General features: G+C 46.5%; 22 protein-coding genes and 3 pseudogenes. 14 read left to right on the top strand and 11 right to left on the bottom strand.

Annotated features, from left to right (window positions below; all coding sequences use genetic code 11):
* Window positions 1-18 precede the first annotated feature (18 nt).
* Window positions 19-1,235 (top strand): annotated as a pseudogene (locus NZD86_RS17210) (IS110 family RNA-guided transposase).
* A gap of 514 nt (window positions 1,236-1,749) precedes the next feature.
* Here NZD86_RS17210 and NZD86_RS17205 read toward each other — a convergent pair.
* The 3 genes and pseudogenes from NZD86_RS17205 to NZD86_RS17195 all read right to left on the bottom strand — a co-directional run bounded on the left by NZD86_RS17205 (window position 1,750) and on the right by NZD86_RS17195 (window position 4,439).
* Window positions 1,750-2,103, bottom strand: a complete 354-nt coding sequence (locus tag NZD86_RS17205; RefSeq protein ID WP_268043278.1) for a hypothetical protein — start codon at window positions 2,101-2,103, stop codon at window positions 1,750-1,752.
* Between the two features lie 545 nt (window positions 2,104-2,648).
* Entirely contained in the window at window positions 2,649-3,032 is a 384-nt protein-coding gene (locus tag NZD86_RS17200; RefSeq protein ID WP_268043277.1) for a YncE family protein, read from the bottom strand.
* Between the two features lie 114 nt (window positions 3,033-3,146).
* Window positions 3,147-4,439: pseudogene (locus NZD86_RS17195) on the bottom strand (IS1380 family transposase).
* Window positions 4,440-4,635: 196 nt separating this feature from the next.
* Here NZD86_RS17195 and NZD86_RS17190 point away from each other — a divergent pair.
* Window positions 4,636-5,445: pseudogene (locus tag NZD86_RS17190) on the top strand (class II aldolase/adducin family protein); the annotation flags it as partial.
* On the opposite strand, the gene NZD86_RS17185 reads toward NZD86_RS17190, so the two are convergent.
* On the bottom strand, window positions 5,420-6,316 hold the full coding sequence (locus NZD86_RS17185; protein WP_268043276.1) for an SDR family NAD(P)-dependent oxidoreductase: 897 nt from the start codon (window positions 6,314-6,316) through the stop codon (window positions 5,420-5,422). The pseudogene NZD86_RS17190 and the gene NZD86_RS17185 overlap by 26 nt on opposite strands.
* 211 nt (window positions 6,317-6,527) lie before the next feature.
* Between NZD86_RS17185 and NZD86_RS17180 the strand changes: the two genes are divergently transcribed.
* Window positions 6,528-7,145 carry a lysophospholipid acyltransferase family protein gene (locus tag NZD86_RS17180; RefSeq protein WP_268043275.1) on the top strand — a complete coding sequence of 206 codons (618 nt, stop codon included), beginning with the start codon at window positions 6,528-6,530 and terminating at the stop codon, window positions 7,143-7,145.
* Window positions 7,146-7,201: 56 nt separating this feature from the next.
* Here the strand turns inward: NZD86_RS17180 and NZD86_RS17175 are convergent, their stop codons facing one another.
* From NZD86_RS17175 to NZD86_RS17150, 6 genes are all read right to left on the bottom strand, one after another.
* On the bottom strand, window positions 7,202-8,086 hold the full coding sequence (locus NZD86_RS17175; RefSeq protein ID WP_268043274.1) for a diacylglycerol/lipid kinase family protein: 885 nt from the start codon (window positions 8,084-8,086) through the stop codon (window positions 7,202-7,204).
* A gap of 29 nt (window positions 8,087-8,115) precedes the next feature.
* Entirely contained in the window at window positions 8,116-9,276 is a 1,161-nt protein-coding gene (locus NZD86_RS17170) for a glycosyltransferase family 4 protein (protein ID WP_268046917.1), read from the bottom strand.
* 386 nt (window positions 9,277-9,662) lie between these two features.
* Window positions 9,663-10,748 (bottom strand): MGDG synthase family glycosyltransferase, encoded by a 1,086-nt coding sequence (locus NZD86_RS17165; protein WP_268043273.1) that lies wholly within the window; start codon window positions 10,746-10,748, stop codon window positions 9,663-9,665.
* Between the two features lie 470 nt (window positions 10,749-11,218).
* Window positions 11,219-11,662, bottom strand: a complete 444-nt coding sequence (locus NZD86_RS17160) for a spore coat protein (RefSeq protein ID WP_268043272.1) — start codon at window positions 11,660-11,662, stop codon at window positions 11,219-11,221.
* 164 nt (window positions 11,663-11,826) lie between these two features.
* Complete coding sequence (locus NZD86_RS17155) at window positions 11,827-12,078, bottom strand: hypothetical protein (protein WP_268043271.1); 252 nt, start codon at window positions 12,076-12,078, stop codon at window positions 11,827-11,829.
* Between the two features lie 513 nt (window positions 12,079-12,591).
* The gene (locus NZD86_RS17150; protein WP_268043270.1) at window positions 12,592-13,302 is read right to left on the bottom strand and encodes a transposase; all 711 of its coding nucleotides are present in this window, start codon (window positions 13,300-13,302) and stop codon (window positions 12,592-12,594) included.
* 540 nt (window positions 13,303-13,842) lie between these two features.
* Between NZD86_RS17150 and NZD86_RS17145 the strand changes: the two genes are divergently transcribed.
* The 11 genes from NZD86_RS17145 to NZD86_RS17100 all read left to right on the top strand — a co-directional run bounded on the left by NZD86_RS17145 (window position 13,843) and on the right by NZD86_RS17100 (window position 21,238).
* Window positions 13,843-14,169 carry a hypothetical protein gene (locus tag NZD86_RS17145; RefSeq protein ID WP_268043269.1) on the top strand — a complete coding sequence of 109 codons (327 nt, stop codon included), beginning with the start codon at window positions 13,843-13,845 and terminating at the stop codon, window positions 14,167-14,169.
* Between the two features lie 32 nt (window positions 14,170-14,201).
* Complete coding sequence (locus tag NZD86_RS17140) at window positions 14,202-14,789, top strand: DUF4406 domain-containing protein (protein WP_326492582.1); 588 nt, start codon at window positions 14,202-14,204, stop codon at window positions 14,787-14,789.
* 37 nt (window positions 14,790-14,826) lie between these two features.
* Complete coding sequence (locus NZD86_RS17135) at window positions 14,827-15,174, top strand: hypothetical protein (protein WP_268043268.1); 348 nt, start codon at window positions 14,827-14,829, stop codon at window positions 15,172-15,174.
* A 139-nt stretch (window positions 15,175-15,313) separates the two neighbouring features.
* A complete protein-coding gene (locus tag NZD86_RS17130) occupies window positions 15,314-15,691 on the top strand; it encodes a hypothetical protein (RefSeq protein ID WP_268043267.1) in 378 nt (125 codons plus the stop codon).
* Between the two features lie 27 nt (window positions 15,692-15,718).
* Complete coding sequence (locus NZD86_RS17125; protein WP_268043265.1) at window positions 15,719-15,994, top strand: helix-turn-helix transcriptional regulator; 276 nt, start codon at window positions 15,719-15,721, stop codon at window positions 15,992-15,994.
* Window positions 15,991-16,605 carry a restriction endonuclease gene (locus tag NZD86_RS24805; RefSeq protein ID WP_407655181.1) on the top strand — a complete coding sequence of 205 codons (615 nt, stop codon included), beginning with the start codon at window positions 15,991-15,993 and terminating at the stop codon, window positions 16,603-16,605. Before NZD86_RS17125 ends, NZD86_RS24805 begins: the two co-directional genes overlap by 4 nt.
* A 157-nt stretch (window positions 16,606-16,762) precedes the next feature.
* Complete coding sequence (locus tag NZD86_RS17120) at window positions 16,763-17,836, top strand: phosphodiester glycosidase family protein (RefSeq protein ID WP_268043264.1); 1,074 nt, start codon at window positions 16,763-16,765, stop codon at window positions 17,834-17,836.
* A 595-nt stretch (window positions 17,837-18,431) separates the two neighbouring features.
* Window positions 18,432-18,929: a 3'-5' exonuclease gene (locus tag NZD86_RS17115; RefSeq protein WP_268046915.1), complete on the top strand. Its 498-nt coding sequence runs from the start codon at window positions 18,432-18,434 to the stop codon at window positions 18,927-18,929.
* Window positions 18,820-19,116, top strand: a complete 297-nt coding sequence (locus NZD86_RS17110; RefSeq protein WP_268043263.1) for a putative quorum-sensing-regulated virulence factor — start codon at window positions 18,820-18,822, stop codon at window positions 19,114-19,116. The genes NZD86_RS17115 and NZD86_RS17110 overlap by 110 nt, the downstream gene beginning before the upstream one ends.
* A gap of 477 nt (window positions 19,117-19,593) precedes the next feature.
* Complete coding sequence (locus NZD86_RS17105) at window positions 19,594-20,361, top strand: ATP-dependent helicase (protein ID WP_268043262.1); 768 nt, start codon at window positions 19,594-19,596, stop codon at window positions 20,359-20,361.
* Window positions 20,303-21,238, top strand: coding sequence for an ATP-dependent helicase (locus NZD86_RS17100; protein WP_326492581.1), 936 nt, complete (start codon window positions 20,303-20,305; stop codon window positions 21,236-21,238). The genes NZD86_RS17105 and NZD86_RS17100 overlap by 59 nt, the downstream gene beginning before the upstream one ends.
* 38 nt (window positions 21,239-21,276) lie before the next feature.
* Here the strand turns inward: NZD86_RS17100 and tnpC are convergent, their stop codons facing one another.
* The gene (gene tnpC, locus NZD86_RS17095; protein ID WP_268046914.1) at window positions 21,277-22,866 is read right to left on the bottom strand and encodes an IS66 family transposase; all 1,590 of its coding nucleotides are present in this window, start codon (window positions 22,864-22,866) and stop codon (window positions 21,277-21,279) included.
* Between the last annotated feature and the right edge of the window lie 39 nt (window positions 22,867-22,905).

The following is a 22,905-nucleotide window of genomic DNA, read 5'->3' as shown; positions in this document are numbered from 1 at the left end:
CCATCAGGAAGGATTGGCATGGATGTCGTATACGAACGTTGTTGCGGCCTCGATGTGCACAAGAAGACGGTGGTCGCCTGTGTGCTGACGCCGGAGGCCAAGGAGATTCGCACGTTCTCCACGATGACGGAGGATCTCCTGGAGATGGTTGACTGGTTAGGACAACATGAATGCACGCATGTTGCTATGGAAAGCACAGCTTCATCTGGAAGCCAATCTACAACCTTCTGGAGTCGGCGGACTGTCAAGTGCTTGTGGTGAACGCCAAGCACATGAAGAACGTTCCGGGCCGTAAGACCGATGTGAAGGATGCCGAATGGATCGCCGGATTGCTCCGCCACGGGCTGTTGCAAGCCAGTTACATCCCCAACCGTGAACAACGGGAACTACGAGAACTCATTCGCTACCGCCGAAGTCTCATTGACGAGCGGGCAAGAGAGGTGAATCGGGTTCAAAAGGTGTTGGAAGGTGCCAACATCAAGCTTTCTGCAGTGGCCAGCAATACACTTGGCAAATCTGGGCGGGCGATGTTGGAAGCAATGATCCACGGAGAAGAAGACCCGGAGGTATTGTCAGGGTTAGCCAAAGGCCGGATGAAGGCGAAGAAGGCCGATTTGCACAAGGCACTGAATGGGCTTATGGGCTCCCACCAACGAATGATGCTGGCAGCCCAATTACGTCACATCGATTACTTAGATGAAGAGATTGCCCGGCTGGATGAAGAAGTCAAGGAGCGCATGCTCCCTTTTGAAGAAGACCTGGAGCTAGTGGACACCATCCCCGGTGTCGGTCGACGAACAGCAGAACAAATTCTGGCTGAAATTGGGACAGACATGACCCAATTTCCGTCTGCTGCCCATTTATGCTCTTGGGCAGGACTGGCTCCAGGGAACAATGAAAGCGCCGGGAAACGAAAGTCGGGGAAAACACGCAAAGGGAATCAAAAACTCAGAGCAGCGCTGGTGGAAGCAGCACGCGCAGCGGCGAGAACGAAGCAGACTTATCTCTCTGCCCAGTACCATCGAATTGCAGCTCGAAGAGGCAAAAACCGTGCAGCAGTTGCAGTGGCCCACAGCATCTTAACCATCGTGTATTACGTGTTACAGCGACGTCAGCCTTATATTGAACTCGGCCCAACATATTACGAAGCACGCAAGAAAGACGCAGTCGTAAAGCAGGCGATCCGGAAGTTGCAATCACTCGGGTTGGAGGTCACCGTAAAACCTGTCGCATAAATGATCTCCAGACATCACAGAGTTCCTTTTAAAACCCATCTTGTGGTGGGCTTATTTCAGTATGTCGTTTTACCCTGGTCATCGCTCAATTATTTTCAGGATAGGAAAAGGAAATATCGTGCTGAACGACCATTAGTAAGTAACTCGAGGTGGTAACTATTGGTGCAGAGTCGTTCCCTCAAAAACAAACGACATCAAATGACGTCTCTATTTCGGTACCTGGTTTCTACTCCATTCTTCGGAATATGAATCTATCGTGAACAGCTCGTTCTTATCATTTCCACCATCACGGATAACAGTTAGGCCCGTTAATAAGTTGAGCGTTTTGCTAATTAGCTCTGTCGATCCAGGATGCACCAGATGTGGTGTTTAACAACGAGGTGTGCTATATACGCATGGATTACGTATAAATTTCAAATTCTGCAAAAGGCTCAAGTCAGTAGTTGCCCAGTTGATCGAACAACTCTAATGAATGCAACGTGAATAACTAGTGATTTTTAACGTGTTTGGTCAATCACCAGTTGGTCCTCAACATATTAATTAGGGCACGTAAATCTTGAAGTCGCTCACGCTGCTTGTTCAACAGATAGAATCGTTCTTCAGATGGAATTTCGTCCCAGTTCTCGTATAGATACCGATTTGCCCTTTCATAGTGTTGAAGAGTATGCGCCAGGATTTCAGATGGATCTTTATGTTCATTATCGTGATACATACACTGACGCTGAACCAGCTGCTCTATCCAATTTTGCTGCTTTTCAAGGATCAAGTTTATTTCATATCGATCTAACTCGTCCCAAACATCGAGTAGAGCCTCATTCGCCAATTCATAATGGGCCATTGTTTCCCGAACTACGTTACCAATGTTCATAGGACTTATACTCCCGTTTCTTTATGAGGTAAATACAGTTATAAGATGCAACGACCGAGTCGTTATTATTCGGAAGTTCTTTACTTCTTTCATTTACCCTAGATCGATCAAACCAACATAATCACCTAGAGACTTTGAAACGAAGATACTCTCTTTCATAAAATTGTGAGTGCAGAGGAACCCACCAATATAAGTCTTTCGCCTCCTTTGTTCGTCGACTCTTGCTAACGTATGGTCCGGGAACAGTTGTAATACAATATCTGGATTATACTCTTGCAGTGACGTGAAACTGTTTTTTTGAAAGGACGGGACACACGACAGCTAAATTTACCGCACAGAACGATTTATTCTATTGCAAACTCATGTAGCATATGGGCAAGACGAAAGCCAAGCAATTTGGCGAGGATATTCTGAACGATAGGGCACCTCCGGCAATCAGAGTCGGGCTGTAACCAACCACGTTGCGCACAGCTTTAGCTAGACCGCTCCGCTACTGCATGTTCCTTCCCGATAGCCCCTATTTGATAATGCAACTGGTACCACCTTCAGGTTTCATAAGCCTTGTATTGAGATAAACTTGAATGAACTGCTTCGATTACCGACAATGTCTCGTCAGCTTGGTTTGCTACGTAGACTTTTCCTGTTTTTGGGTCAACTGACAAACCCTGCGGTTGTTTTCCAACAGGTACTGTTTGTATCAAATTGTTATCAACTGTATCAATGATCGATACGGAGTTACTACCGGTGTTATTCACATATAACCGATTACGCTGTGTGTCAATTGCAAGGCCATGTGGTGCAATTCCAACAGGAATCCTGAAATATTCATAGCGAAGTAAACCGCTTGTAACAAATGGATGAATATAGGAAAACAATGGTCTAGGATCAATTGAACTTTCATTCTCGTAGGTCTGGACTTGGACTTTCATGACCATGGTCTCCCGTGGGGTTACGTGTGGATAAATATGGATTGAGGAGAAGGCGCACCTATCCCGTATTCACCTCTCATGTCTGTTCCAGTTGTTATTCAGACGGGAATCATCTCAACCGAACTGCGGTAATGCGGCTACGTTTTTAAGCGTCTGAATGAACTCTTTTCGATACACACACGAACTGCACAATTTCCAAGTCCAGTATCGGCCAGAGTGAGCTAGCTTCCCCGCAACTTTGACCAGTTTGGTTCGCAAAGTCTCCATCCGACTTGATTGCATTTTCTCTGGTACACACAATCGGCGAAACCAGTTGTTAAAGTTATACGCAAGTATGGCTAACTGGAGTTTCACGACATTCGCTTCAAAGTCTGTACTGCTCATCTTATCGCACGCAAATCCATTTTTGGCTTCCTTGATGAAATTCTCCATATGACCGCGCTGGCAGTAAAAGCGAATGATGTTCTTGGGCTGCAGCGTCATATTGGTCACGATAAATGTGAATTGAAACAACAGTTCACCAGCCGGACGTTCCATCTTCACGACCACCCGGCGGGCATGTTCCCAACTGGATGCTTGATACATGAATTCCCTGTAATGGACTTGTCGTTTGTGTAATCTTTCAGCGTTTAGTAATGGATCCGCCATGACCTACGCAATGGACTGTAGCCGTGCGTTTGACTTGAGGCGGATGGCGTATTTATGACCCTTGGTTTCCGCCAACTCAAACAGCCCTGGAACGGCAAACCCACTATCGCCACGAATGACGATGAGGCTATCCGGGTTCAGCCTACCGTATCGATTCAGAATTGGTCCCACAAACCGGACGACTTGACGGGAAGTGTATACGTTGCCTGCACGAAGCTCTGCTCGCAGACAATCACCGGTCAGACCGTCAAAGCAAAACAACGGATGAAATCCATGTTGCTGGTAGTGGTAATTGAAATTCGCTCCATGCTGTTTTCCGTAGGCAGCAAAGCTGGAGGAATCCAAATCAAAAACGAATTGGTTCTGGGGTTTTATAGCGTACACGCGACGCTGCAACGTTTCATTCACACACTCCAGAGATTTGGCAGTCGCAATATCCGCCTTATCGTTGAAACGAGACAAAGTAGGTTGTGAGGCCAAGCTTTCCTTTCCCAGCAGCATAGTTAGCAATGGCTCTACAGCTAAATCATCTGCGTGATCGTCTGTATGGTAGCCAGCTATGTGCTGATACAGTTTCTGAAGAACCACGTCGCTATTTGGATGATCCCGATGAAAGACCGAATCATGAACCACGAGCAGTTCTTCTACCGCTTCGGATAGGCCCAGTTTGTGATCGAATTCTTTGTATAGGAGCAGTCCAGCATCCGAGGTCAAGTCGCCGCCGTCAAAATTCATTTTCACCCTAGGGTTGAAGTTCATGACATTCTCTTGTAGGCTTTTCAATAGAAGAGCTCTCCTTTGATGTGTTTGGCTTAGACACCTTAACACTACCAAAGGTTGGGCTTTTTTCCTATGTGCTCACGTCACTTTTTGAGTGAATCGCTAAATCCCCCTTATAGCCCTTGCACCGCTTGCATTTACAGGTCCTTCACGATCGCGCTATGAATATTTCAGGTTAATTTATATCGTGAACACTGGCGACCACATGGATACATATTTCGTAACGCTTGAACAGGGCTATTATAAAGTGCCTTATGAGATGGGACAGGATGACAAGCACTTCGAATATATTTTCAAACGCATGGAACCCTTGACTTCGTCGAATTTGATCATTAACAACGAATTTGAACCCGACCTACCGGAAGACCTTTGGGAAGGGGACGATATTACTGAAAAAGTTCGCCTTGCAGCAAAAAAAATCGACGAAATGGATTTGTTCCCCGCAGCATTTCCGATACAGGAAATTCTTCCACCAGAAGATTTTCGGCATGTCAAGCGACTTTACGGGATCGGTGGGCTGAGCTATGGCAATTTAAGCGCACGAAAAGACGATCGGCGCTTTTGGATGAGCGCGAGCGGAGTAAACAAAGGGAACTTGAGTCGTATTGGGGAAGACATGCTTCTTGTTAAGCATTTTCATGAAGAGCGCAAAACGATGCAGTTGAGTGTGCCTCCCAACGTTACACCTCGAAGGGTATCCGTTGACGCCATCGAACATTGGATGATCTATACAGAGCACCCCAAAGTGGGCGCCGTTGTTCACATTCATGCGTGGATGGATGGGATTCCTTCGACCCAGATTAATTACCCGTGCGGTACCGTGGAACTCGCCCGCGCAGTAGCACAACTGGTTCGCGAGGAAGATAATCCTGACCGTGCGATCATTGGACTGAAAAACCACGGTTTAACTATTACTGGTCGAGACCTCGACGATATTTTTGAACGGATTGAAGGCCGAATTATTCCTCAGGTTCCGATGTCGTAACCGTGGAATTGCTTTGAACGACTGTTGGGTGCGGCTCCAAGGTGCGATGTTTATGTTTCTCAATCTGGGTTTGAATCGACTGGCTCCAATCAGGGACAGATAAACGATAATATGATTCAACCAAAGAGGGGAACGCGTAGGCAAGGCGGGCCGCCCAACCCATTCGTTTTGGAACCACTACGTCTTGTTTACGCTGAATCACCGCCTTATAGATTTGCTTGGCTGTTATTCTCGGTTGTAACACCGGGATTCCAGGTGGTAAGCGATACATTCCGCGGTGAAGGTAATTCTCGATTAACGGCGTATCGACAGGACCTGGCGTTATCATTTGCACACGTATTCCTTCAGGTTTCAGTTCTTGCCGCAAAGATAAAGCAAGCCCGCGGAGAGCGTGTTTGGTTGCAGCGTATGCTGCAAAGAAAGGTGGTGTACACGGAACGGACAACGATGAAATGAAGACAATGGTTTTTCGTTCACCATTTCTGATTAACGGCAAAAATGCCTTCGTCACGTTCACGGCACCCCAATAATTCACTTCCATTGCATGCTTGGCGAGGCCACAATCCATCATCTCCACCGGTGATAGGTAGAATTCAGCCGCACCGTATATGAGTACATCCACGCGTCCAAATTGGCTTCGAATCTGATTCGCAAGTTGTATTACTTCATCCGGGGATGTAATGTCTGCGGGAAATTCTTGAGCCTTTCCTCCGTTCGCACGGATCTCATCGACGGATTCTCGTAAGCGTTCCCTCCCTCTAGCAATCAACAGCGTCTGTGTTCCTTGTGTAGCAAACAGCAGTGCACTCTCCATGCCAATACCACTTGAACCCCCAACAATCGCCACCACTTGATTCGCTAATCCGCTCACATGAATTCGCCACCTTACTACAAACCATCTATGTTTCAATATACCCAAATTGTGCATTGCACAATCAAATTTTACGTTGCGAATCTCGCCTAGCGTGCCGAATCGAATGAGTCACGCTGTATATGAACATTGGATGACGATGGACGGTATTGGACAGGATATTTGCGGATAAGATCCTCGTTCGATTTCATTCTAAGGAGCACCATTTTATATGATAAACACACGTTTGTTTTTAAAATGCATCATTCAAATGTACTACAAGGCTTCTCACCGAGTCACCGTTAACGGGCTTGAGAAACTACCTGTTAGTGGTCCCTATATTATCGCCTCGAATCACATTTCCAATCACGACCCGATACTGCTTGGTGTATTCCTGAACCCAACGATTAAATTTATGGCGAAGGACGAGCTATTTCGGATTCCTGTACTACGTTCGATTGTAAAAAAACTTAACGCGTTTCCTGTGAAACGTACTGGGATAGGGATTGGTGCAATTCGTTACGCCATTTTGCTTCTGAAGATGGGCGAGGTTGTCGGAATCTTCCCTGAGGGAACGAGAAATCACAATGGACGTCAGCTTCCTTGGAAACCGGGAGTTGGGTTTATTGCAACAAAAGCTAAATTTGTACCAATCGTTCCGATCGCTATTTGTGCTCAACGAGCGAAATTATTCAGACGATTTCGAATCATTGTAGGAGATCCTATCATACCATTTCATTCAGATTATCGATTGCTGGCTCAAGATGTGATGCAAATGATCCAAAATTTAAAGAGTTCCGTAGAGCTCAGTTCAACAAGTTGTATCGTGGGTCAAGAAAGCATACAGTGAGTTTGCGAGCAGCCCGCACAGGCATAGGCTCGATAACCCCTGCTATAGGTTTTCCTTTAGTCGGTGAGAAAACGAATTCGCTTTTCACTAATACTGATCTGAAGGGAAGAGGAGGCAATGAGTTCACCATCGGCATGAGCAATCATGTAATCGGGGCAAGTAATCTCGATGCGCTTTCCTTGCTGCATTGTAATAAAAGTCTCCTTCTCAACGTGCCTTCCCGTATAGACGGAAGGAAGAAGTTTTAAGAAATTCATTTTCCCCAAGTTAGACACGATACACACGTCAAGCAAATCGTCGTCGTACTTGGCAGACGGGCAGATTTTCATACCACCTCCATAAAAGGAGCCATTCCCGATGGCGATCATCCACACGTGTGATAGAATTACACAATTTCCGTCAATGTTGAGCATCACTTCAGATGGAGTGAATGATTTTAACACAGTAATGGCGCTTAAGGAATATCCAAGTGCCCCGAGGCTTTTGATGAACATATGCCTATTTATATGATTCGCAACTATTCCGTCAAATCCGATGCCTGCTGCGTTAATAAAGTGCCGTCCGTTAATTTTCGCCACATTTAAAGACGCTTCCTTAGGGTAACACAGCGTATGTAGTAGGTCTTTGTCGGATTTATTAGCTTCTATCGACCGTGCCAAGTCATTACCTGTACCAAACGGAAGTATCCCAATCATCACATCTCTGCCAAGCACCCCGTTGACAATTTCATTAACGGTCCCATCTCCACCAACGGCGATCACTCGTTCAAAGTGCGAGCGGGTTGCCTGCAAAGATACAGTTTCTGCTTCCCCTGAACGGGTCGTAAAGTGTACTTTATAAGGGAAAGTTGTATATTTCTTTAGTTGCCGTTCGAAAGCATCCCATCGTGATTTGGTTGTTCCTCTTCCGGCTGTGGGATTGACGATAAATAAGGTTTCCATAAGGAACGCCCCCTTCAACATGGATGCGGTTAAGAAGTCGAATCTTGAATGGGTTTGGGTTGATTTGCAGCTCGCGTGACAAGTAAGCGTTGATAATGGCTGAGAAGTTGTTCAGTTGGTTTGCTCCAGTCCAGGGTAAACACAATGTCTTTTGCCAATGCTTGGACTCTTTTGCGTCGTTTTTCGTCATACATCAATCCATTTAGCGCTTCCAACATGGAATCGAAATCTTCTGGGTCGAATATAAATCCAATTCTTCCGTGTTCCAATACCTCTTGTGTGGCGGGACTATTCGCGGCCATCACTGGCAGACCACTGGCCATCGCTTCATATAATACAAGCCCAAGGGTTTCAGTGGTTGATGTAAAGACAAAGCCGTCTGCAGAAGCGTACGCCTGTGCTAATTCCTCGCCGAACAAGTACCCAGTGAATATTGTATTGGTACCTGAAAAAATGGACTCTAGGGTTGAGCGGTACGGACCATCTCCTACAATGGCTAGATGTATATCAGGCATTCGGTCAAGGCATGGACGCAGATTCTCAATTTCCTTTTCTTTGGCAAGGCGCCCCACGTACAATAATAACTTTTGGTGATCATCCTTGTGGCAGTTTAACAGACGTGTGCGCATTTGCTCTGAACGCTTTGCAGGCGAAAACATTTGCAAATCTACGCCGCGTTCCCACAAAGCGAGGTCACGAAATCCTCGGGACTCTAGCTCTACTATTGTTGCACTGGACGTACATAGGTTGACTTCAGCTCGATTGTGTATCGCGCGAAAATACCACCACAAAAATGGTTCCAACCAAGGGAGCCGGTAATAACGTGCATACGTCGGTATGTGTGTGTGATAGGACGCAATAAGCGGTACACGATACCTTCGCGCGTAGTAAATTGCGGCGAAGCCAAGAAAGCCCGGATTTACGGCGTGTACAAGATCAGGCTGAAATTCTTTTAGAACTTTTCCGACCCTTGGAAAGGGCAACGCAAATTTCTTTTCAGGATAAAGAAAAAAACGAAAGGAAGGGATTCCGATAATCGTGGCAAAGGCGTACGTTGGCGGGGCTCCATGAGGCGCAAATAATAGTACATCATGACCTGATTCAGATAGGTGCTTTAATGTACCACACAAACGTGTGACAACACCATCCGTTCCAGGGAGAAATGTCTCAGAGAATATGGCGATTCGCATCCCGTTCACCGACCTTCGTATGCAGATATAACACAGACTTTTGTTTATTTAACTTGCTGAACGTCAGCAGCTCTTACACACAGACGGAATTGCCGGAATATGTGTTGGAAAGTTTGAACGTGTTTAATTTTTCCTTGTCCGTGCATCGACATACATGGCAGATGCGCATTCATTGTGTTACGGAATTAATCTCCCTGTGGGCGTTTTGGAAGACTCCACAGATAGAGAGATGAGTGGGGAAGGAACAGCTATTAAGTGCACTTAGCAGAGTCGGCTTAGCCGTCAAGATTCGTGAACAGTCAAAAGCCTTTGGCCGGATGACTTTAGACATCGGAGGTCCATGATTACGGTAATCTTCAAAATCATGACGTTGTCTCAGATGTGTTTTAACGTATCTTCAATCGTTGCAAGGCATGTTCCACAATTCGTTTTGCCGCATCAGGACGTGCTACGGACGCACAAGCAAAGGCCATTTCTGTACGTTGACTCGAAGATTTCATTCTTTCGAGGATGGTATAGAATTCTTCGGAATTTCGTGCAATGTCGGCCGCCCCTATGCGTTTCATAAAGGCTGCGTTATTTGCTTCTTGCCCCTGCTGTGGATGATACATGACCATCGGGCAATGACTGGCTAGGCATTCACTCACTGTTACTCCTCCCGGTTTTATGACTGCAAACGACGCCCCTCGTAACCAAGAGGATACATTATTCACAAATGGCAAGCCATGAATGCCCGGGTCGTTTACAGCAAATCCCTTCACTTGGTGAAGCATAACTTCATTACGACCACACATTACATACACAGCATGATTAGGCAACACTCGACGAGCAATTAAGATTGCACGTCGCAAGTGTGGAAATACGCCGCGGCCACCTGTAGCAAACAGAATATAAGGGCGATTCTTTGACAGGTTTTGTGGTGAATCCTGTATATGAAATTGGGGTCTAATGGGAATTCCTGATATCACTACTTCCGCTTGTGCTGACACGAATGGCCGTGCGATTTCACCGATCTCCTCATGTGCGAAAAAATAAGTGTCAACATTATCATGAAACCAATTCCCGTGGATGCTGTAGTCGGTTAAGACAACTCCAATATAAGGTCTGTTCCATTGCCTGATAAGTCTTGCCAATGAATGGTCTGGGAACAATTGCAACACAATGTCTGGATGATATTGCTCTAGCGCACGAATTACTGCCGGCTTGAAAAACAAGGACGTGGCCTTCCAAAGTCTACTATGTGGACCTAGATTCGAGGTCATTCTGTACAACATGCCATATACTGGTGGAGTGTAACGGGTCATCCACTCGTACGAATATTCGAGACACCTAGCCATACGAAAGTTTGTTGAACGAAAGCAGTCAACCTCTATAACTTCCACACCATGCTCAATAAAGACGTTTCGTAATGCCGAAGCCACCTGCTTATGTCCGTCTCCTAATGAGGCTGGCAACAATAAAGCCTTAGCCATCTAATTACCTCCAACCAAAAGCGCGATTGCGCATGGTGAGCGCCGAATTCCGGCGATAGCAATCCATTCGATGTTGCTTCGACTCCCAAGGGCAGAAATTCTCGTCATCTCTTCTTTTAGTGGGCCCATCGTTTTAACCGTTGAACGTGACTGTTGAACAGATATCCCAAGGTCCACACGACCAGAAGTACAATTCCACCGCTAACAAGCAAAATGAGGTATTTCCGCGATGCTCCGACAAATAAGAGAGCAGCCGCGACATAGTATGGAATACCCCCCACTGCCGACGTATAGTCCCATGGTTTTACCGATCGCGAAACCCCTGCTGTGTAGTTGACCACGATAAATGATAATTAATGATCCGGGCCAACAGTAATCCGATAACTCCAAGCCGTCATACAAAACGCCCCTGCATGCGAGCGCATACAGAGACGCCAGTCCCACATTCACAATTTCGCTGAGGAACCTGGTTAGTGGACCCCTGCCATTTGGGGAACGGGATCGTACGTTTGATTGAGGGCTTTAAGATACGTGCCTGTCGCTTGTTCTCCAGGATAATAGCCGTTCTTGCTCATCCAGCCTGCAACTTCAAAGGCGTGATGGGAACACATTGTAAATGCATCCTCAAGGAACTGGCGCAACTCTGGTTCGTCTGCCTCAAACGTAGCCGAAGCATAGTTCTTTCCGTTGGCCTTAAGACTGACCAAATAGGCTGTTGCAATACCCCTGTCGTCGAACGTCGTAGCGTTTGGATTTGGTGTTACAGCTTGTGCTGGTTTTTGTGTGTCTACCGATTTTGCCGGCATCGGCGGGACATTCAGCTTTTCATTGCATGATCCCGATCTCGCCCACTCTACCTTCATGTTATAGTCTTGAATGTGCGCGTCCTGGTGCTTCTGAAGAATGCCCTTCAATTCCGGGTCTTTCGCTTGGTTGATGAAAATTCCATGCTGTTAATCGTATTCACGCAGCCATACAACATCTCATTCAGCTCAAACGCTTCATGTCCACGAAGTGGCATTTCATCGCCCTCCCCAGTGTACTTGGAATGTTACTAATTTGGCCCACGCGTTTCGCTTTATGCACGTCTGGACGTACCAAAATCTATGCACTGAGCGCGTCTCTTGCTGACATTTACTTTGCCTCGACAAGCAAATTTTATCAGCCGTTCGATCATAGGTGTAGCAAGGAACGAAAAACCCGCAGCGACGAGGAACAAAACCGCACCGCTGCTGGCATGGAGGATGACGCCGCCAAGCCAAGGCCCGACAAAGAAACTGAGGCCACCAATAGAACTGACACCCAAAGTAGGTACCGCACAACTGTTCATCTGCCAGGAGCGAGGTGTATTCCCCCATCACCGGGAGTTGATGATTTCCCCTAATGTGAGCACAAACATGGCAACCAGGTACTGCCACAAGACGTGCGGCAAAGAGATTCCGGTTCTGGTGCAAAAATATTTGAATACACCATATGTAGTGTGGATTCAGTTACGATACACCACTGTATATTGTGGTTTCGTGAATTTTTGCACCAGAACCTGTCACTTGAATCTGAGCAGCTAATCCAGCTAATAGGAGTTATGAATCTATGTAGCCTCGTTGAATATTTAGTAGCATATTTATTGCAATAGCCTCTCAGCATTGGAGTCTTGAAAAGTGAGATAAAACAGGTGGAATTTCAGAAATGCGCTGGAAAATCGACGGTTTCATGGTTGGTGGGACGATGTTCCATGAAAAACGGTATAGCAAACAAAGCGATGACGATTCGATTTTCAAAAAGTCATCGCTGGAGATGGTATGATTGGGGTATTCTCAGGCTGACAAGAGCATCGATCTCAGGTCTAGATTGCTCTCTTGTACCAAGCGTCCATGTGTTGACACATGGCGATGCCGTAGATGCGGACTGTCCACATCATGGTACTGCGATGCTTGGCAGCTTCGAGACGGTAATCCTCTTTTACTCGCTTGTTGCTACGCTCGCAGGTGGTTCTGCGTTTGTAGACATTGACCCACTCGTTGCTGTTGCGGGCAACGGGTGGGAACAAGCGAGGATTGTGTTTGGTGTATGTGTGAACGCATCTTCCGTAAGGTGAATCGGAACAAGGCGTATCACAAGTCACGACGCCTTTTACGACGAGCGGACAATAGTATTTGCGTCGACCCCGTGTACTGTCATATCCACGGTCTTTCATCTCCAATCCCTTCTTGCAGAAGGGGATCCCAGTCGGGGAAAATGTGATGTCACCCTTCTGAACTCCTTTACTTCCTGTACTGCGCAAGTTCAAATCAATGAACGGCTTAATACTTCGCGAATGAAGGTACTCGTAAATTGGCAGCGCGTCGTGTGCAGCGTCTAAAATTGCCTTGTCCCAGGTGTAATCACGAAAGCGTTCAACAAACTCGCGGGCACTAACCACCCACGATGTCGCATCATGGCGGGAAGCTCGCTGCAACCTGGGATAGAGCGGTAGGTCATAGGGGCTATCGGCAGCAACAAATGTATAGAGGTGATAACCGAAGAAGTATTTGTTTCGATAACTGTCCCAACCCATGTCACAGTCGGGTTGGGAGTAGATACGATAGCACCTGCATGGTACAACGCCGAGTTCGCGACAGTTGCAAAGTCGCCGACTACGAACTTGGGTAGCTGTCTGAAGTGGCATTCCATCGCTAGCAATAGAAAGGGCGCAGGTGTTACCTAATAAGCTGGATTTCGCAGAGACGGCAAGAAATTGACGTTGAAATAATCTAAGTAGAAGGGGTCACGTCACGAAACGGCGATTTTTGTACGTTAAGCGTTTTTGTGTCACGCAACGCCTTGGCATCTCCAGCATAGCGGTAATACTGTCCGGATGAACTGTACCCCAAATTGATGTCAGGCAAACCATCGCATGGGCGTCAGGATAGGGTTTGTTTTGGCCTTATCTGACGCCATGTTTCAGAATCCATTGACCCTAATCTGACAGGTTAAAGCCTTAACGTACGATTTTTTCCGTTTCGTAAGGTGACCCCAAGATACCAGCTTGGATAATATAAAATCCAGTGCATCCTCTTCTTACACCATAGCTAATTCTAAAATGAGTATTGAAATCATGAATGAATTGCTAGCAGACATAACTCTTCTTTTTAGGAACGATCCTAGTATAGCGAGTTACAATTTACGACTACGCTGGCTTGAAACGTCTTTTATTTTCATGTGGTTGGAGCTTTTTCAAGGCTTTAGCGATGATGAACCAGAAATTGTAGATATATGCGAAAAGTATCTAGCACAAATTTCAAAGCAAGTGGAAGAAGTAAACAATGACATTCTTGACTGCATTCATGTTTTGTTCATCATCAATATGATGTTTCAAAAAGGGCAAAAATGGGAAACTCCACAAGCGTATGTAAAATTTACGCCTGAAACATTAGTTGGTTGAATAGCGAAGAAAATTGACGCGGGTGAGTTCCGATGATGCACGAGTTAAAAATTTGGCCAGAGCATTTTTCAGCTGTCGAATCGGGCGACAAAACGGTAGAGCTTAGGCGGGACGACCGAGAATTTGCCGTGGGGGACACATTAGCGCTTGGAGAATGGAACCCCACGACCCAAACATACACAGGACGAACATGCACAGTGAGAGTCACTCACATTTTACGGGGCGGACCATGGCTTAGTGATGGATATGTAGCGATTTCGATTTCGGTTATGAACGACCGTTCATCTGAACTGAGCAGGATGAAAGTGTATATTTCGGGGCCAATGTCTGGAATAGCTGAGTTCAACCGACCAGTCTTCGACAATGCAGCTGAAATGCTACGAGAAGCAGGGTACAACGTGTTTAACCCTGGCGCAGTGCGAATCAATGGTGAATGGGAAGACTTCATGCGACATGATATCAAAGCACAAATGGACTGTGATGTTGTAGTTCTACTCCAGAACTGGCATATGTCGCGGGGCTCCCAACTGGAAGTTTACCTTGCCAAACAACTTGGTATCCGTGTGTGTGAACTAGATGACTTCCTAAACAAGCGTTATGTAGAGGAACGTAAGACTTGAAAGTTTTGTTAAATTAGTGCTGTAGGAAGTGATAGCATTGACGGTACAATGGGAATGTATTCCGGATACTTACGAATTTCCGCCTAACGCAACCCGACACCAACGAAAGGTTCTGCGTTTGGAGCAAGATGCACAGGCCCTGGAGAATGCGTTACAAAGCGCAGCTGATGTTTCGGAACGAGTTGAGTTTGTGACGCGGCAAACAACGGCTATCGCTCTACGAATGATAGCTGGAGAACGTCGGCGCAACGAGGATAAAGGAAACCACATCGCTAAATTGTGTCGGTCCCTCTCACACGAATCTAGGCGGCGCTTGTGGGTGCTTGGACAGCAGTTTGACGATAAGTACCGTGTGTTGGTTGGGAAAAGGACAGAGTCGGACTAATTTTGTGTGAAGATTAAGGGAGAACTATGTTATGGAAAATTGCAGAATTCCCACATCGGTCGAAAAGATGATTGACACCCAAGTCTTAGTCGAATGATTACTTTTGATTCCACATTTCAATTGGAGGGAGAGTTTAAAAATGAATTTAGGCACGTTAATAAGAGAGGGAAAACTTCAGCAGGAAGAGCGCGAGTACCTGCTTACTCTAAGTGCTGACGAATTTGCTGAACAGCTCAAGAGTGTTCCCGAGGACCTCCTTAAGCGAGCATATGCTGTCATGGTCGGCCAAGTGTTCATTGACATCCGCGCGTTCGGTATGCCAAGAGTGCCCTTGATGGATGACATTGATTCAATCAGGGACATAGCCGATTTTCTTCATGATCTACCATATTTCTTATATAACTTCGATAACTTTTCACACCGCATGTTTTGGGGAGACGGCCCCAATAAAGAGGTAAACAGGTACTTACGGAGACTCTTCATATGTGAACTGGAGGTGAACCATGCTCAATTTTGAATGATTTATATGAAATGAGGATTAGCGATGGATACTGACAGGGGTAAGGTCTTGAAAGCTTTTCGACTATGGGTAGGTAAAACCCAGTTGGAGATAGCGCTCATAATGAATGTAGACCAAAGCGCCATTTCCCGTATCGAATCTGGTGAACGGCAAATTGACGATGAAATAGAGAATCAGTACGTCGAAGCCTGTGGGGGAAAAACCAAACTCGAAGAATTGTTTTCCGAGTTACAAAGGCAAAAAACGAGTATTGGATTCATAGAAACCAAGGCATGTCATAATTCACGGAGAAATTTATGATAACAATCCCACACAATCTACTAGTTATAGTTGGTGTCCTATTAGGTATCGCAATTGTGCTGAAAGCTGTAACGTCCTCGCAACCAAAAAAGAGGAAACGGGGAGGAACGGGTAAAAGGAAAGCGTCCTCTAACAAAAAACGATCGACATCGAATCCACGAACGTCTTCGACTACGCGTTCCGACGAAGTGATACTGTCTACCCCCGTTTCAAAATTGACTTGGTCGGAATTTGAACGTCTCTTCGCACTTTACTTCCGTGACTACGGCTACACTGTGGAAGAACCAGGGGTCGGGGGGAACGATGGTGGAGTTGACCTAGTGATCACTGAGAAGCGGACTGGAGAGCGCACAGCAGTCCAGCTGAAACATTGGAACGATAGCCGCAAAGTTGGACCAAATATTGTTCGGGAACTTCATTCTGCCCGTTTAAATACGAAACCAACATGCGTATTCGCTATGCTAATTACATCGTCAGATTTAACACAACAGGCACGCACTGAAGCAGATGAAAGACGTATTAAGTTTTGGCACGGATCTGTGGTCCAAATGAAACTGAATGAATGGGATAAGTGGAAAGGTAAAAGGATTAAAACTAGAGTGCCCCGCTAACACGAGTGTAGCGGCGACATGAATTTAGCCACGAACAAAATGTTGAGCACATTGAAAATGACGAAAGCTCTTGAGCGAAGGCAGCTATGAATAAGCCTGAATAACGGTATGGACTTATCTGATTTAGACAAAACCCCAGTAAAGAGGTGTAATTGGAGTGGTAAGAAACAAACATATAGCCCTTGGTATGACAGTCGCTTGCGGGACAATTCTTGCCCTATCACCGACCGTGTCTGCATCACCTAAACCTTCATGGCAACAGGCAGTATCATCACATCATGCAGTTGTTGATGGACAACCCGTGAATTGGGTAAGTATCAACGTTCACAATCCCCATGTGTCTGTTCGGCCTGTAGTTGCGAACAACACGTTCGGAACGACATCTTCATTAGCAAGCATGGCCAACAGCGTAGGAGCAATCGCAGCGATTAATGGGACATTCTTTAACTCATGGTCTAATCGATTTCCTACAGGCGCAATCGAAATCAACGGTCAATTCCAAAACGATAGTCAAGGAACGATCCTAGGAATCGGACAAAAGGGCCAGCTTGTAATGACCCGAGCCAAAGAATCTCTTTCTGTGGAGGTACACGATGACACCAATCCGATTTCTCAATTGTGGCCGTGGTATCTTAACGTACCTAGCACAAATTCAGACCGCGTAAGTGTTCTTACGTCGTACTTTGGCAAAACCACAAAGGATAAAACCGCCAATGTTGTCACAGTCCAACACAACACGGTTCAAGGTATTCACAAAGGAGTTACTCCAATTCCTGTAGGTGGGTACGCTGTTGAAATTGGTAGTGGTTCAGCATCTTTGCTTGACCGTATTCACGTTGGGGACCCTGTTAATTTTAGTGTTAGTGTCCAAAGTCTAGATGGTCATTCAATTGATTTTTCCCAATACCCAAACGCAATTGGTGCTGGACCCATGATCGTTGACAACAAACAAATTGTCTTAAATCCAAAATTGGAGGGCTTCACCGACCCTGTTCTTCTTAACACCAATACGCTACGAAGCTTTGTAGGTATTGATTCGAGTGGCAACCTAATTTTAGGAACGATTCACTCTGCCACACTATCAACCGAAGCCAAGATTGCCCACAGTTTGGGCCTTAAACAAGCTATGAATTTGGATGGCGGCAGTTCTACCGGATTGTATTTTAACGGTACCTACGTAACTAGACCCGGACGTAATTTGGCAACTGCATTGGTGGTTTCGTATAAATAACAGACAAACAAGATAACAAGTTGGAGATACCGTTCATGCTCACGAAGACGCAACGCGAAAGCATGGAGAACAAACGAAACTAGGCAAGGTTGTCTTCGTTGGACGGAAATTCATTTCCGTAGACATTGGAAATTATGTCGCTACTTATGAACGCGACAAGTCAAAAGAGTAGAAGATTAGATCAATCGGTTGATTAAAAATCTGGAAAGGCTCTTAATGCACTCTGTTAATTTGAGAGATAATGGGATATAACATGAAAACAAAACGAGTGGCTATACAAGATTCAAATTACAAGACAATCGGCTACGCAACTAGTGGTGGTAATGTAATAGCTTTAGTTGAAAATTACTCTCTCGCCAAAAGCACGTTATCGGGAAATTTTCAGCTTACGTTAGGTATTAACGATCACACGGAGGACGATAAAAATGACTTGTAGCAAGCCCAATTCTGGCCCGCAGCACGTCACTGGTAAGGACACAATTCAACACGGTCACCGTACTGTAAGCAAATAGGAGTTTTCCTTTATGGTGTCGAATTCCTTTGTAAGTTGTGCAAGGAATGAGGTTTTGTTTTGCGAATCCAAGACACACGGTTCGTGGTCCTCGACACGGAAACGACCGGTATTGACCCAGCGGTCGATAAGGTCGTAGACATATCACTCGTAGAAGTCTCACGCAATGGTATTAAGCCACTGTACAACACGTTAATACATCCTAATAGGGATATTCCTCCTACTGCCTCGGCAGTGCACCATATAACACTTAAGCACGTTGCCGATAAGCCGCTTTTTGAAGAGGTTTGGCCTACCGTTATGGGCTACCTCGAAGATGCCGTTATCGTAGCGCACAACGCCCAATTTGACCGCGCAATGATTCCTGAAACGGGTCAACCGTGGGTATGTTCGTATCGATTAGCAAGGCATTTATGGCCGGATGCGCCGGCACATAGTAATCAGGTCTTGAGGTACTGGATGAACTTGGATATTGAAGCGGAAGCAGCTCACAGTGCGGCAGGGGACACTTTGGTTACCGCGCACGTGTTACCGCCAACTAGCCTCTTATCGCAAGCACATTGCAAAAACAGACCAGGTTGAGGAACTCATCGAATATGCTGCGTCGCCGATACCGATCGAGGTCATGCCGTTTGGCAAGCACAAAGGAATGCGTATGGACGAAATACCGGTCAGCTATTTCAATTGGGCGCTCCAGAACATGACTGAACTTGATTCTGATTTACGGATAGCGATGGAAGAGCAGGCTGCGTCTCGTGCGGATGCGTGACATAGAGAATGTGTTGCAGAATTCGGCACCCCAAAAGTATAGGAGAGTGAATAAATGTCTTGGACTCAGGGGCAACCCCCTCGGGTAAATTTACCACCTTTCATTGAACCTGAAGAACGAGGAAATCAACGTGAGCCACGTCAACCAAACCGAAACAGTTATCAAGAACGGGAAAAAATCGCTGCAACGTTCACGAAAGAAGGATTAGAAACGTTTTCCGTATCTTTTCGTCCGCAGTCGAAGCAGCCATTGCCAAGGCGCTACCAGATATCGTTGATGATATCGTAGAACGAGTGTTGCAGGAAGTAATGGAAAAAGTAGTTAAAGAAATGAAAGAACGGATAGATGAAGCGATATTGAAGGTACTACATCGTGAAGTAAAAGGGATACCTTCTGTCAGTAATCATTAAACTGGAACACTTTCTTCCCAAAATCACCCCGATTTTCGTGCACCATGAGAATCGGGGTGATTTATTTATGCCGAAATTGGAGGATTTAAACGAGGCACAGCGTGAAGCAGCCATGCACGTCGACGGACCGTGTGTCGTTGTTGCAGGCGCCGGTAGTGGTAAGACTTCTATGCTCGTGACCCGCGTAGCCGAGCTCATAAAGGCTGGCGTACCACCAAACCGAATTCTCTGTTGCACCTTCACTCGTAAGGCAACCAAGGAAATGGGCGAGCGGATCGTTCGTGATATAGGCCCGCGTGCTAAGCCGGTTGTCGTCTCGACTATCCATGGCCTAGCACTTCGAATGGTCATGCCAAAAATGGAGGGCTGGAAACTCGTATCGAAAACGGAATGGATGTTTGAAGTCGTGTTGGGGCCGAAAAGCACAGTGAATCGGTACGGTACCGGGTTCTCAAAGGAACTTAACGTGGAAGATGCCATGCTCGCCATCGGTAAGGCTAAGAACTCGAAACAACGGCCAGAACAAGTCGAAGACCCGATCGTACGCCAGGTTTACAGGGCATACGAAGACCTGAAAAAGGCCCGCAAAATGCTGGATTTTGATGACTTGTTACTCAAAGCTAATGAGTTTTTACGTACTGATGCTAATTTTGCCCAAAAGATGCAATCACGTTTTACACACATTTCGGTAGATGAGTTCCAGGACGTGAACTTGGTTCAATGGGATTTAATACGGAAACTGGCTGAACCACATCACAATTTGTTGGTAGTTGGGGATGACTTCCAGTCCATATATGGATTTAGAGGGGCTAGGCCGGAACTCATCATTTGCTAGATACTATCCGGATGCGAAAACGATTCTTCTCGAGAGAAACTATCGATCACGGGAACCAGTAATCTTAGCCTCTAACCGAGTTATCGCATTGAACAAACGTCAAATGTCAAAAAGGGTGATAGCGAACCGTAAGGGTGGGGAACCCGTACGTATGCTGCATGCACAGGATGAATTCGACCAAGCTGAACGTGTCGTAAACACAATTACGTCACTTCGTACTGCGTTCCCTGAGTTGAAGTGGTCAGATTTCGCGGTGTTATACCGTACAAACCAAGAATCCGTCCCGTTTGAAGAAGTGTTATACGAGAAACATGTGCCATATGAACTGACGGATGGAACGCACTTTTTTGAGGGTCATAAAGCAAAGCCCATTCTTGCATACATGAGACTACTCGATAGGCTCAATCGGGATGAAATACCTGATATGGACAACCTTATTGTGGCGTTGAAGAGTCCAAAAGGGAATCTCAGCCGAGCGGCAATTGAGCGAGTTCAGGTTGAAGGGATGGGGGTACTCAACAGTCACCCGGATTACGCGGACTATATCGATTCTCTTGGTCAATTCTTGGATCTCGACAGTCCAATGATCTTCTTAAACAAGCTCGGTGAAGTTTATCCAGACCTCGTTAAAACGGAGCCGGGAGAGGTATGGCTGGACGTACTCCGTAGGACATGTTCTCGTTTTCCAACACTTCAAGCCTTCCTGCAGCACGTTGAATACGTGCTTCAACAAGCAAAGGAACCAAAGGATGATGCAGTTCGTTTTATGTCGATACACCAAAGCAAAGGACTTGAGTTTGGAACCGTTTTTATTGCGGTGAACGTCAAACCCGGCACACCTTGTGCACGAACCACGTTTGTTCATAATCGGATATAATGAATCCCCGCAGCGTCGCTGGCGGGGATGTTGATCTTCTATGCTCTTGTCTTTCGTTTTCGTATCTCCTCTGGCAACTCTTCGGACCACGGCAGCAAAGCGTCTACGACATGCTCGTCATCCATTTGGATGTTTGGTAGCCGCTCAAACAGATACTCCAGATATAGGCGCGGATCTAAACCATTCTCTTTCGCCGTCTCTACCAAACTATAAGTAATGGCACTTGCTCTCGCACCACGTGGTGTATTACTGAACATCCACGCCTTGCGGCCGATCACAAAAGGCTTGATAGACCGCTCACTCCGGTTGTTATCCAGTTCCAGGTTCCCGTCTTCTAGAAACACAATGAGTTTGCTCCATTGGTTCATGCAATACGTAATGGCTTTGCCTAAAACACTCTTTGGCAGCACAAGTGGACTCTGCTCATGCAACCATGCTGAAAAAGCATCGAGCACGGGTCGACTTTGCTTTTCTCGGCCTGCTCGACGTTCTTCCGGTGTGGCGTCCTTCAACCCACGTTCAATCTTGAATAACTCATTACAATATTGAAGCCCAGTCCGTGCAGCCGAAGTTTTTTTCTGTTCGGCGCTCGGCAGCGATTGAAGGGCGTCATTGAAACCGCGCCGCGCATGAGACCAGCACCCTACCAGTGTCGCGTTCTCCACGTCGTGGTATCCGGCATATCCGTCTACATGCAGGTACCCCTTGAACCCTCGGAGGAACGTCTTCGGATGCTCCTTCGACCGACTCTCTTGATAGTCATACAGCACAATCGGCGGTCCATCACGTCCTCGGTACAGCCACATATACGATTTTGAATTGGCCGCCCGTCCGGGTTCGTGTAGTACCTGCAGTGTTGTCTCATCTGCATGTAAATAATGTCGGGCAAGCAATTCCTCATGAAGCCTGTCGAATATGAGGCTCAGCCAACGCGTAGCTCCGACTACCACCCAATTCGCCAGCGTCTGACGAGAAAGCGATATGTCCTGTCGGGTGAATTGCTGCTCCTGTCGGTACAAAGGCATGCCTTCCACAAACTTCTTACTCATGATATAAGACACCATGGATGCCGACGCCAGACTCCCGGGAAACGCCGAGCGCGGCATGTCCGCCTTGACCACGGGCGGGTGAATCTCATTTTTCTCACACGGTCGACACCCGTAGATGTATCGCACACGTTCAACGACGACCGTCTGTGCCGGAATATGTTTGAGTTCCCGGTGTACCTCCGCACTCATCTCGTGCAAGGGGCCGCCACAACACGGGCACACGCGCTCTGCCTCTGGCAGGCGGTATTCCATCCGCTCAACAGGGAGGTTCGCCAGCATGGCTTCCCGCTGTCCAGGTTGTTTCCTGCGTGGCTTGCGTGTCGCCGTATCAACCAAAGGCTCTTCTATTTCTGGCTCTTCATCCGACGCCGTCTCTGGCTCATTGAACAACCGCATCTGCTCAGCGTCAGACCGCTCGCTGGATGCCCCGAAACGCTTTTGCCGATCCAGACGCCGTTGTTCAAGCAGCAAGTTCACTTGCTGTTTTAATTCGGCGTTCTCCTGTTCCAAGGAAGTGCAGCGCTGTTGTAGAACTTCAACTTGTTCGATGGTTTCTGAAGACGTATTTTCCATAGTTATCTCTTCGACGAACACACCCCGAAATCCTTGTCATATCAA

This window comes from Alicyclobacillus dauci (assembly GCF_026651605.1).
Classification (GTDB): domain Bacteria; phylum Bacillota; class Bacilli; order Alicyclobacillales; family Alicyclobacillaceae; genus Alicyclobacillus; species Alicyclobacillus dauci.
Note: the sequence above shows the minus strand (reverse complement) of the source record. Positions and strands in the feature narration are given on the sequence as shown.

Bases quoted from the DNA above. Each gene is read 5' to 3' on its own strand.
- NZD86_RS17205 (WP_268043278.1), bottom strand. From the start codon at position 2,103: ATGAACATTGGTAACGTAGTTCGGGAAACAATGGCCCATTATGAATTG.
- NZD86_RS17200 (WP_268043277.1), bottom strand. From the start codon at position 3,032: ATGAAAGTCCAAGTCCAGACCTACGAGAATGAAAGTTCAATTGATCCT.
- NZD86_RS17180 (WP_268043275.1), top strand. From the start codon at position 6,528: ATGATAAACACACGTTTGTTTTTAAAATGCATCATTCAAATGTACTAC.
- NZD86_RS17175 (WP_268043274.1), bottom strand. From the start codon at position 8,086: ATGGAAACCTTATTTATCGTCAATCCCACAGCCGGAAGAGGAACAACC.
- NZD86_RS17170 (WP_268046917.1), bottom strand. From the start codon at position 9,276: ATGCGAATCGCCATATTCTCTGAGACATTTCTCCCTGGAACGGATGGT.
- NZD86_RS17165 (WP_268043273.1), bottom strand. From the start codon at position 10,748: ATGGCTAAGGCTTTATTGTTGCCAGCCTCATTAGGAGACGGACATAAG.
- NZD86_RS17155 (WP_268043271.1), bottom strand. From the start codon at position 12,078: ATGAACAGTTGTGCGGTACCTACTTTGGGTGTCAGTTCTATTGGTGGC.
- NZD86_RS17150 (WP_268043270.1), bottom strand. From the start codon at position 13,302: ATGGGTTGGGACAGTTATCGAAACAAATACTTCTTCGGTTATCACCTC.
- NZD86_RS17145 (WP_268043269.1), top strand. From the start codon at position 13,843: ATGAATGAATTGCTAGCAGACATAACTCTTCTTTTTAGGAACGATCCT.
- NZD86_RS17140 (WP_326492582.1), top strand. From the start codon at position 14,202: ATGATGCACGAGTTAAAAATTTGGCCAGAGCATTTTTCAGCTGTCGAA.
- NZD86_RS17130 (WP_268043267.1), top strand. From the start codon at position 15,314: ATGAATTTAGGCACGTTAATAAGAGAGGGAAAACTTCAGCAGGAAGAG.
- NZD86_RS17125 (WP_268043265.1), top strand. From the start codon at position 15,719: ATGGATACTGACAGGGGTAAGGTCTTGAAAGCTTTTCGACTATGGGTA.
- NZD86_RS24805 (WP_407655181.1), top strand. From the start codon at position 15,991: ATGATAACAATCCCACACAATCTACTAGTTATAGTTGGTGTCCTATTA.
- NZD86_RS17105 (WP_268043262.1), top strand. From the start codon at position 19,594: ATGCCGAAATTGGAGGATTTAAACGAGGCACAGCGTGAAGCAGCCATG.
- NZD86_RS17100 (WP_326492581.1), top strand. From the start codon at position 20,303: ATGACTTCCAGTCCATATATGGATTTAGAGGGGCTAGGCCGGAACTCA.